This window comes from Kribbella sp. NPDC058693, from assembly GCF_042715335.1.
Taxonomy (GTDB): domain Bacteria; phylum Actinomycetota; class Actinomycetes; order Propionibacteriales; family Kribbellaceae; genus Kribbella; species Kribbella jiaozuonensis.
Window position 1 is genome coordinate 602,899 of sequence record NZ_JBHXSQ010000001.1, and the last position, 9,191, is coordinate 612,089.

Annotated in this window: 7 protein-coding genes and 1 pseudogene; 3 read left to right on the forward strand and 5 right to left on the reverse strand. The window is 68.2% G+C overall.

All coding sequences use genetic code 11. The features are described 5' to 3' along the window. Positions 1–55: 55 nt before the first annotated feature. Positions 56–2,014 (forward strand): annotated as a pseudogene (locus ACFWUU_RS02830) (bifunctional SulP family inorganic anion transporter/carbonic anhydrase); the annotation flags it as partial. Positions 2,015–2,028: 14 nt separating this feature from the next. Here the strand turns inward: ACFWUU_RS02830 and ACFWUU_RS02835 are convergent. Beyond that, positions 2,029–2,859 carry a phosphatase PAP2 family protein gene (locus tag ACFWUU_RS02835; protein WP_380172142.1) on the reverse strand — a complete coding sequence of 277 codons (831 nt, stop codon included), beginning with the start codon at positions 2,857–2,859 and terminating at the stop codon, positions 2,029–2,031. 166 nt (positions 2,860–3,025) lie between these two features. Between ACFWUU_RS02835 and ACFWUU_RS02840 the strand changes: the two genes are divergently transcribed. Further along, a complete protein-coding gene (locus tag ACFWUU_RS02840; protein WP_380172144.1) occupies positions 3,026–4,186 on the forward strand; it encodes an MFS transporter in 1,161 nt (386 codons plus the stop codon). Here ACFWUU_RS02840 and ACFWUU_RS02845 read toward each other — a convergent pair. From ACFWUU_RS02845 to ACFWUU_RS02855, 3 genes are read right to left on the reverse strand one after another with little or no spacing between them, the layout of a single operon-like run. Next, a complete protein-coding gene (locus tag ACFWUU_RS02845; RefSeq protein ID WP_380172146.1) occupies positions 4,167–4,577 on the reverse strand; it encodes an aconitase X swivel domain-containing protein in 411 nt (136 codons plus the stop codon). The two genes, ACFWUU_RS02840 and ACFWUU_RS02845, sit on opposite strands and share 20 nt — an antisense overlap. After that, positions 4,574–5,788 carry an aconitase X gene (locus tag ACFWUU_RS02850; protein WP_380172148.1) on the reverse strand — a complete coding sequence of 405 codons (1,215 nt, stop codon included), beginning with the start codon at positions 5,786–5,788 and terminating at the stop codon, positions 4,574–4,576. Before ACFWUU_RS02850 ends, ACFWUU_RS02845 begins: the two co-directional genes overlap by 4 nt. A 3-nt stretch (positions 5,789–5,791) precedes the next feature. Continuing rightward, on the reverse strand, positions 5,792–7,759 hold the full coding sequence (locus ACFWUU_RS02855) for a S41 family peptidase (RefSeq protein WP_380172150.1): 1,968 nt from the start codon (positions 7,757–7,759) through the stop codon (positions 5,792–5,794). A 128-nt stretch (positions 7,760–7,887) separates the two neighbouring features. On the opposite strand from ACFWUU_RS02855, the gene ACFWUU_RS02860 reads away from it, so the two are divergent. Further along, positions 7,888–8,592, forward strand: coding sequence for a M50 family metallopeptidase (locus tag ACFWUU_RS02860; RefSeq protein WP_137253971.1), 705 nt, complete (start codon positions 7,888–7,890; stop codon positions 8,590–8,592). Here the strand turns inward: ACFWUU_RS02860 and ACFWUU_RS02865 are convergent. Further along, positions 8,589–9,107 (reverse strand): DUF5995 family protein, encoded by a 519-nt coding sequence (locus ACFWUU_RS02865; RefSeq protein ID WP_380172152.1) that lies wholly within the window; start codon positions 9,105–9,107, stop codon positions 8,589–8,591. The genes ACFWUU_RS02860 and ACFWUU_RS02865 overlap by 4 nt on opposite strands. Between the last annotated feature and the right edge of the window lie 84 nt (positions 9,108–9,191).

Here is a 9,191-nt window from a genome sequence, read left to right on the forward strand (position 1 = left end):
TTCGACGCCTGATGCCCGAGCAGTTGCCCTGAGCACCGACGCCGGAGGACCACCCGTGCCGACCTCACCCACTCCCGCACTCTGGAAGACCATTCTTCACCACGATCTCCCTGCATCGCTGGTGGTCTTCCTCATTGCAATACCCCTCTCCTTGGGGATCGCCGCCGCATCCGGCGCGCCGCTGATCGCCGGCCTGGTGGCCGCTGTGGTCGGCGGCGTCGTCGCCGGTGCGCTCGGCGGATCCCCCTTGCAGGTCAGCGGTCCGGCCGCGGGCCTGACCGTGGTCGTCGCCGGCCTCGTCACCCAGTTCGGCTGGGCCGCGACCGCTGCGATCACCTGCGCGGCCGGTGTCGTGCAGATCCTGGTGGGCGTTACCCGCATCGGGCGGCTGGCGCTCTCGCTGTCGCCCGCCGTCGTGCACGGCATGCTCGCCGGGATCGGCGTGACGATCGCCGTACAACAGCTGCATGTCGTGCTCGGCGGCAAGGCCCAGAGCTCACTGATCGACAACGTGATCGCGTTCCCCGCGCAACTGATGACGCACCACGGACATTCCGTTGCCGTCGGCATCTTGACGGTCGCGGTCGTGCTGGCCTGGCCCAGAATCCCCAGAATAAAGGCGATTCCGGCACCACTTGTTGCCGTCGTCGCCGTGACTGCGCTGGCCGCGGTCTGGATGCCCGACGTGACGCGGGTCGACCTGCCGGACCATCCGTTGCAGAGTCTGATCCTGCCGACGATGCCCGAAGGCACGCCGATCGAGATCGTCACCGCAGTACTGACCGTTGCCCTGGTCGCCAGTGTCGAGTCCTTGCTGTCGGCCGTTGCCGTCGACAAGCTTCATCGCGGCAACCGGAGCAACCTCGATCGCGAGCTGATCGGTCAGGGCGCCGCGAACGCGTTGTCCGGAGCCCTCGGCGGTATGCCGGTCACCGGCGTCATCGTCCGCTCGTCGACCAACGTCGCGGCCGGCGCGCGGACCCGGGCGTCGGCGATCATGCACGGCCTGTGGATCGCCGCGTTCGTGCTCGCCGCCGGTGCGATGCTCGAGCTGATCCCGATGGCCGCGCTGGCCGGCGTACTGCTCGTGACCGGATTGCGATTGGTGCAGCTCGCTCACATCCGCACGTTGCGCAGACACGACGAGTTGCTCGTGTACGTCGTGACAGCGGTCGGCGTCGCCGTACTCGGACTCGCCGAAGGTGTATTGCTCGGACTGATCCTTGCCGTCATTCGCGTGCTGTACCGACTTGCTCGCGCGACCGTCACCGCGACCGAATCCGACGGCGTGTGGATCGTGCGGATCCGCGGCACGCTCGTGTTCCTCGGGGTCGCGTCACTCGTGCGGACCCTGCGGTCCATCCCGGCCGGCGCCACGGTCCGGGTCGAGCTCACCGTGGATCATCTCGATCACGCGGCGTACGAGGCGATCGAGGACTGGCGCCGTGGACACATCGCCCGCGGCGGCACGGTCGAGCTGAATCCCGCCCAGTCCGGCCGGCAGGTGTCGATGCTGGACGGGATCCGCGAGTTCGAGGCGTCGGCCGACGAGATCCGGCCGCTGCTGGCACGACTCGCGGCCGAGGGGCAACGACCCGAGCATCTGTTCATCACCTGCGCGGACTCGCGGATCGTGCCGACGATGATCACCACCAGCGGACCGGGCGACCAGTTCTGCGTGCGGAACATCGGCAATCTCGTGCCGCCGAAGGGCTCGAACAGCAGCTCGGTCGACGCCGCGATCGAGTACGCCGTCGAAGTACTCGGCGTGAAGTCGATCGTGGTCTGCGGTCATTCCTCCTGCGGCGCCGCCGCGGCCGCGCTCGCTGCCGACGTACCCGAGGGTTCCGGCCTGGAGAGCTGGTTGCGGCACCTCGAGCCGTCGGTACGTCGTGCGGTCGCGCTGCCGGACATCATCGATCCGGCCACCGGCGTGAAGCTCTCACCCGCGGACAAGCTGTCGGTCGCGAACGTCGCCGTACAACTCGAGAACCTGCGCAGCTTCGCGTGTGTCCGCGAGGCCGAGGCTCAGGGCCGGCTCGAACTGATCGGGCTCTGGTTCGACATCGGCGCGGCCGCGGCCAGGCTGGTGCTGGAGCGCGAGCCGTTCCTGGTCCGCGCCGGCGACGAGCTGTCGAAGATCAGAAGCAGCGGTACTGCGAGCGCGATCGCGACCAGACCGTCCAGCCAGTAGTGGTTCGCCGTGACCACAACGACCGTGAAGGTGAGCAACGGGTGTGCGATCCACAGCCAGCGCCACCGCGATCGCGTCGCGCGGATCAGGAACACCGCCACCATCAGCGCCCAGCCGACGTGCAGACTCGGCATCGCAGCGAACTGATTCGCAACCCCGGAGTGCGTGCTCGGCCCGTAGACCGACTGGCCGAGCAGCACTCCGGTGTCCACCCAACCCGGCATCATCCGCGGCGGCGCGAGCGGGAAGAGCATGTGCCCGATCAACGCCAGCCCGGTCAATGACGCGAGCGCCCAGCGCGCCTTCCCGTACTCGGCCGGGCGACGGATCATCAACCACAGCAGGACCATCGCGGTGAGCGGGAAGTGCACTGTCGCGTAGAAGAGGTTGGCGATGCGGGCGAGTCCGTCGACCTGGAGCGCGTACTGCTGGAACGTCGCCTCGCTCGGCAGCCCGAGCCAGGCCTCCCAGCGGATCAGCTCGTGGGCGTGCTTGATCGCCGCCCCGGAGTGTTCCGCCGACAGGAACCGGCCGAGGTTGTAGACCCCGAACAGCACCGCCAACAGCCCCACCTCACGGACAATCCGCCACACCCCACCGCTGCGCTTTCGCCCCAGCTCCGGAAGCGCGGGTTGCCCCACCCGGTCCAGAGTCATCTGCGCCATGCCGACCCCCAGCCTCAAACCGAACGCTCGTTCTCTGTAATTCCACCCTGCGCCTGAGGCCCGGCCGATATCAAGAACGGTCATTCGTTTTGCACTGTGATCCTCACCTCACAGCGCTGGGATATCGGCTGGCGCCGCAGCGTTGCGCCCGGAAGGATCGGCCGGCATGGAGACGGTCTTCATCCGGTGGACCTGGTTGCGCGCGGTCCTGCACAACGGGTGGTGGCTGGTCACGAGCGTCTACCTGGTCGTCGACGCCGGCCTCTCCCCGGCCCAGCTCGTGCTGATCGGGTCGGTGCAGAGTGCGTTCGCGCTCGTGTTCGAAGTACCGGCCGGTGTCATCGCGGACACGATCAGCCGCAAGTGGTCGCTGGTCATCTCACAGGTGCTGATGGGTACGGCGATGCTCGCGACCGGACTGTTCGAGTCGTTCCCGGCGCTCCTCGCGACCCAGGTGCTCTGGGGTATCTCGTGGACGTTCGCGAGCGGATCGGACGTGGCGCTGATCACCGACGAGCTCGATCGGCCCGACCGGATCAACTTCGTCCTCACCCGCGCCGCCCGCGCCCAGCTGACCGGCGCCGCGACCGGGCTCATCACCCTCGGCCTGCTCGCCTGGGCGACCCGGCGCGACGTCACGATCGTCGTCGCCGGCGCCGCGATGATGTCGCTCGCGCTGTACGTCGGGTTCCGCTTCACCGAGCACAACTTCGTCCCGACCCGCACGGCCCGCTGGTCCACGTCCTGGACCACGTTCGTCCGCGGCGTCACGCTCGTACGACGGAGCCGCGCGATCCTGCTGATCTTCGCCGCGACGTTCCTCGTCAACGGCGCCTCGGACGCCGCTGGCCGACTCACCCAGAAGCAGTTGATCGACCTCGGTCTGCCGCCCTCGATCCTGTGGTTCACGGCGCTCGGCGTGGTCGGACTGGTCGTCGGCGCGCTCGTACTCCGGCTCGTCACCAACCGCATCAACAGCAGCCACGCCGCGACGGACTACGCCCTGGCCGCCCTCGTCGGCGTACTCAGCATGCTGCTGCTCGCATTCGCCCGCGATCCGGTCCTCGGCGCGATCGCCGTCGTACTCCTGAACGGCATCGTCAACCCGCTGACCCGCGTCATCAGCACGATCTGGATCAACAGCCGCACGACCGCGGACATCCGCGCGACAACCCACTCGTTCCTGGCCCAACTCGAGTACCTCGGCGAGATCGTCTGCGGCGTCACGATCTCCACCCTTGCCGGCCTCACCACCCTGCCGCTTGCCCTCACCGGTTGCGCGGTCCTGTTCGGCGCAACCGCCGTACTCATGCGGTCGTCCAGGTGATCGTCGCGCGGGTCGGTGTCGCGTCGATGTGGACGAGCGCGTGGTCCGGGATGTCGTCGTACGGCGCGACGACGACCGGGAGGTTGAGGTTGTAGAGCTCGGCCGCGACGAGGGCCCCGAGCGGGATGATCGGGTCGGGGCGGGTCAGGATGATCGCGGCTGGGGCGGTGCGGGCGCGGATCTGTTCGGCGAGGACGCTGCTCGCTGAGCTCGAGCCGCGGCCGGATTCCATCAGCAGGATGCGTCCGGTGAGTACGGCGCCGCACTGGGGGTGATGGGCGTCGACGATGCGGCCGTGCTCGTCGGTGCCGCCCCAGAACGAGAGCGGCGCGGTGAGGCGGATGGGCGCGCCGGTCGCGGTGCCGGGGTGGAGAGTGCGGCCTTGGATCATGAGTCGAACACGACCTGACCGGCGCGGGCCGAGGCGACACATTCGGCGAGCGAGCCGAGGACCGCGTTGACGTTGATGTTTCCGGGTGCGTAGTGCGCCCACTTGCCGGAGTTCGTCATCACGTTCTTCCAGTCGGGCGACAGGATCGCTGTGACGTACGTGCAGGTGTCGACGACAACAGTCACGCCTGCGTCTTCCAACACCTCGAGCGTCGGGCCGAGGCGTTCCCGCGTCGCGCGGCCGGTCGACAGGTAGAACGGCAGCTTCAACGGCGGCCCGTCCGAAACCAGCTCGGCGAGTCGCAGGCATTCGGCGTACGACGCGTGCGGCGTACCGACGCTCACCGCATCGAGCTCCCCGGTCGTCGACAACTCCCGCCTGACCCGCTGCAGCGTGGCGAGATCGACCTCGCGTGTCGGCAGGTCGGCGAACTCGTGCGGCGCCTCCGGCGTGACGCCGACCGCGTGGAACAGCGCGACTCCCCCAGCAGATGCCGCCGCGGCACCGAGTGCCTTCAGGTCGTCCTCCGTCACATCCGCTGGAATCCCCACCAGCACAGGGATTCCGGCACCCACCACCGAGCCGATGTGGTGCCCGAGCAACGGATACGCCAGCTCGGTGTGGAGGAAGTCGCCCAGCGGCCGGCAGTCGAACACCACGGTCCCCCGCCGAGCCTCGGTCGTCTGAAGTCCGGCGTACGGCGCCCGCCCGGTGATCGCCGCGCAGACGTCGAGGAAGTCGCCGTACCGATCCGTCCGGGCGCCGAGGACCGAGTTCGCGAACACGATCGCGTTCGACTCCGCCCAGGCGATGTGCTCGCCGAGCGCGGGCCGGTTCGGCAGCTGGTACGGCGCGCAGGTGAACGTCGGCGTACATCCGAGATCGACGTACGCCGCCATCAGCTCACGCCCCGCGGCGGCGAGCTCCTGATCGCGGACGAGGGCCGGATGGATGAGGTCCATCGAGCCGACGTTCAGCGTGGTCGGGACGCGTACGCGGGCGCCCAGGTCGACGAGGCGGTGGGCGAAGTCGAGGCTGACCTGGCCGTGGTACAGGCACGAGTCGACGTGCGCGGAGGTGATCTCGACGAGCCGCGGCGCATCCGAGATCCGCGCCTGCCCGACGATCACCCGCATCGCGAGCGCGACACCGTCCCCGTCCTGACCGCCGAGCATTGCCTCTTCCTCGGCGGTCAGGTGAAGGGTCTGCATATGTCAGACGGTAACCCGTCGACTCGCGACGAGGGTTCCCGATGCATACCCGTCAGCCCGCAGCAGCGCGCCGGGGTTCGCGTCGAGGATGTCGATGCTCAGCGGCCCGGTCAGGTCCTCGGAGCTGATCGGGCGCTCGTCGAGATAGATGTCGACCCGATCGGTGCTCTGGGCATCTATCGCGACCGTCAGCGTCGTACCGCTGATCGACGTCTTCAGCTCGAGCCGGCGGACCGGTAGCGCCGCGAGCAGCGCGCCGGCCTTGTTCAGCAGGTCGACGTTGCCGTCGAGCAGATCGGCCTTGGTCATCCGGTGCGTCTCGTGCGGCTTCACGCCGAGGTCCTCGACCGGCGTACCGGCCAGCTTGCCGACGCGCAACGTACGGCGGATCGCGACGCGCAGGTTCGCGCCGTTGGGCAGCGCAATGTACGGCGAGGTCTCGTCGGGTGGCGGCGGCTCGTTGAGCAGGGACGCGAGCAGGCCGTGGGTCCAGACGTTGGCGCCGCCCGCGCCGGTGTTGTCGTCGACGCCGAGGATCGTGCCGATCTCGTGGTCGGCGAACCCGGCCGTGAAGATGTCGGTGGCCGAGTAGACCCGCGCATCGGTGATCAGCACCACCGGGCCGTGATACGTCTGCCCGACGTCGTTCGCCCCGTCCTCCGGGGTGATCGGCTTCGCCGCGGAGTACTGCGCACCGGTCTCGATCGCGAGGTCCAGCGAGTCGAACCACGGACCGAGATCGATCCCGGCCGGGTTGTCCTTGTGCCGCCGGCAGATCTTCAGGTTGAGCGGCGTACTGATGAACTGGACGGGCTCGGGCGAGATCCGCCGCGGTGTCATCGTCTGCAGGGTGAACTCGCTGGCGTAGATGTGCCCGCCGCCGTTGTCGCGTACGTCGACGATCAGGCCGTTCTGCGGCAGGATCGCGGCGAGGCGGACGAACTCGTCCCGGAACGCGACCGGGTCCTGCACGCTGAACGTGAAGATCCGCAGGTGGCCGAAGTTGCCGGACGAGGTGACGACCTCGCGGGCCCGGAAGACGCCGGGCATCGTGGTCGGCAGGTCCGCGCCCGCGACGGCGGCCGGTGTGGCCAGCTCGGCGGAACTCTGACCGCGTTCGAGTTCGACGACGTCGCGCACGTACAGCGCCTTCTTCGCGCGGGACTTCTCGTCGGAGTCGAGATCGAGACCCATCAGCGCCGACGCTTCGCTGACCGCGTCCAGGTCGGTCATCGGCGGGAGGTTGGTGGCGACCTTCCACTGCTCGCGCAGCTCCTGGTTCGAGCCGTCGAGACCGACGTACGTCAGCGTCACCCAGTCCTCGTCGGGCGGGGACTGGATCACGAGCGGGCGGAGCGTGAGAGATTCGAGGCCGCGGGCGAGGTTCGCGGCGTCGTTGCTGCCGGCGAACACGGCTCCGTTGAGGGCGACGGCGCGGGCGATCGGCGTACCGTTCCAGTGCGTCACCTCGGCGCCTGGACCGAACTGCGGGGCCTGGTAGCCGGTGATCGTGCGGGTGATCACGTAGTGCTCGGTGCCGTCGGGGTCGTAGCACTTCTCGATCATGAACGGCAGGAACGCGATCTTCCCGGCGAACGGAACCGGTAGCAGGTAGTTGGTGTGCAGGTCGCGGACCGAGTGGAAGATGCTGGACATCTCGCGGTGGAACATCCACTCTTCCTGCATCGTGTCGTCCGTCTGGCGCTCCATCCGGGCGCGCAGCACCCGCAGACGCTGGAGCGGGTTGACCGCGTGCATCGCGACCTTGAGCGGCAGGTGCACGTAGTTCTCGCCGAGCAGCAGAAGCGCTTGATCCACCAGCAGTTTGCGCTGGTCGAGTGTCAGCGTGCCCGCGGAGTCGAGGAAGTCGGCCAGTGGTACTGCCGGCGCTTCTTTGACGGTTGCCGAGGTCCGCCGTCTCGCGGCGGTCTTCTTCGCAGCTGCTGCGGTCTTCTTCCCCGTGCGTGTCATCGTGCGTGGTTGAGACATGTCTTCCCCCAAAGCAAAGCGGCCCCTCCCCCGCGATCTCTCCACGGTCGTTCGCGCACCAGACGATGTCAACGGCGGGCGGTTGACCACCTGCCTGTCAGGATGTGCGGGTGAGTGAGTTCTGGAACAGCATCACGTCGGTTCAGCCCGAGCCGTCCCTGCGGTTGGTGATCGGGACCGGTGTGGTCGCACTGCTGCTGATCGCCTGGAGACCGTTGTGGCAGTACACGCGGCAGGTCGTGACGATCGCTCACGAGGGCGCACACGGTCTGATCGCCGCACTGGTCGGACGGAAGCTGGCCGGCATCAGACTGCACTCGGACACGTCCGGCGTCACGGTGTCGCGCGGCAAGCCGAACGGCGCGGGCATGATCGCAGTACTACTCGCCGGCTACCCCGGCCCTGCCCTGTTCGGCTTGGCTGCAGCGTTCGTGCTGAGTCGTGGGTACGCCGTTGCGCTGCTGTGGGGACTGTTGCTCGCACTGGTGATTCTGCTGCTGCAGATCCGCAACTTGTTCGGACTGTGGTCGGTGCTGGTGTTCGGCGCAGTGGTGTTCGGTGTGTCGTGGTGGGGATCGGCTGAGGTGCAGACTGCGTTTGCTCACTTGCTGACGTGGTTCCTGCTGTTGGCTGCGCCGCGGGCGGTGCTGGAGTTGCAGCGGTCACGGCGTGGCGGGCAGGGGCGTAGCTCGGACGCTGATCAGCTGCGTCGGCTGACCGGTGTGCCGGCGTTGCTGTGGGTCGGTGTGTTCGGGCTGGTGACGCTCTTCTGCCTGGCGGTCGGTTTCCTGTGGTCCGGAGTACTACCGAGCTAGACCGGTGGCAGCGTGACACCGAACCCGGTGACCGCCAGTCGGAGCAACACCTGACCGGGTCTCAGGAGGTCGGCGACCTTGGCCGCGCTCAGGACCTCTAGCTCAGCCAGTCGCTGCTCGTAGGTGCCGGCTACGCGCGCTCGCTGCAGCTCGAACGTGTTGTGCCAGACCTTCTGGCGTGACTCACGCAGGAACCGCTGTGAAGCCAGCCGGTTGAGCGGCGTCAGCACGTGGTCCAACAGACTGCGTACTCCGGTCGCCGCCAACTCCTCGTCCTCCGCCGCCACTCTGGCCGACAACACACCGTCGATCCGCTCGTGATCCCGCCGCCGCCGATCCATCAGAGACCGATCCAGGAAGTCCTCATCACTGATCACCGCAAGAAGAGCCTGCGGCAGGTCGTAGTTCACATGCGCATTGATCCCCAACAACACATGCCCCAACGCAGGCAACTGACCCGAAGCCTCAAACGCCAACCGCCACGGGCGGGGTGGCCCGCCGCCGCCCTCCTCCAACCGCGGCGGGGGCGGGGCCCCGCGGGCCGCCCCCCGGGAGGGGGGGGGGGGGCGGGGGGGGAACGCCCCCCAAAAAAAACACCC

What these genes read in the sequence shown, in the direction of transcription:
- ACFWUU_RS02840 (WP_380172144.1), top strand. Translation starts at nt 3,026, where the DNA reads ATGGAGACGGTCTTCATCCGGTGGACCTGGTTGCGCGCGGTCCTGCAC.
- ACFWUU_RS02835 (WP_380172142.1), bottom strand. Translation starts at nt 2,859, where the DNA reads ATGGCGCAGATGACTCTGGACCGGGTGGGGCAACCCGCGCTTCCGGAG.
- ACFWUU_RS02850 (WP_380172148.1), bottom strand. Translation starts at nt 5,788, where the DNA reads ATGCAGACCCTTCACCTGACCGCCGAGGAAGAGGCAATGCTCGGCGGT.
- ACFWUU_RS02845 (WP_380172146.1), bottom strand. Translation starts at nt 4,577, where the DNA reads ATGATCCAAGGCCGCACTCTCCACCCCGGCACCGCGACCGGCGCGCCC.
- ACFWUU_RS02855 (WP_380172150.1), bottom strand. Translation starts at nt 7,759, where the DNA reads ATGACACGCACGGGGAAGAAGACCGCAGCAGCTGCGAAGAAGACCGCC.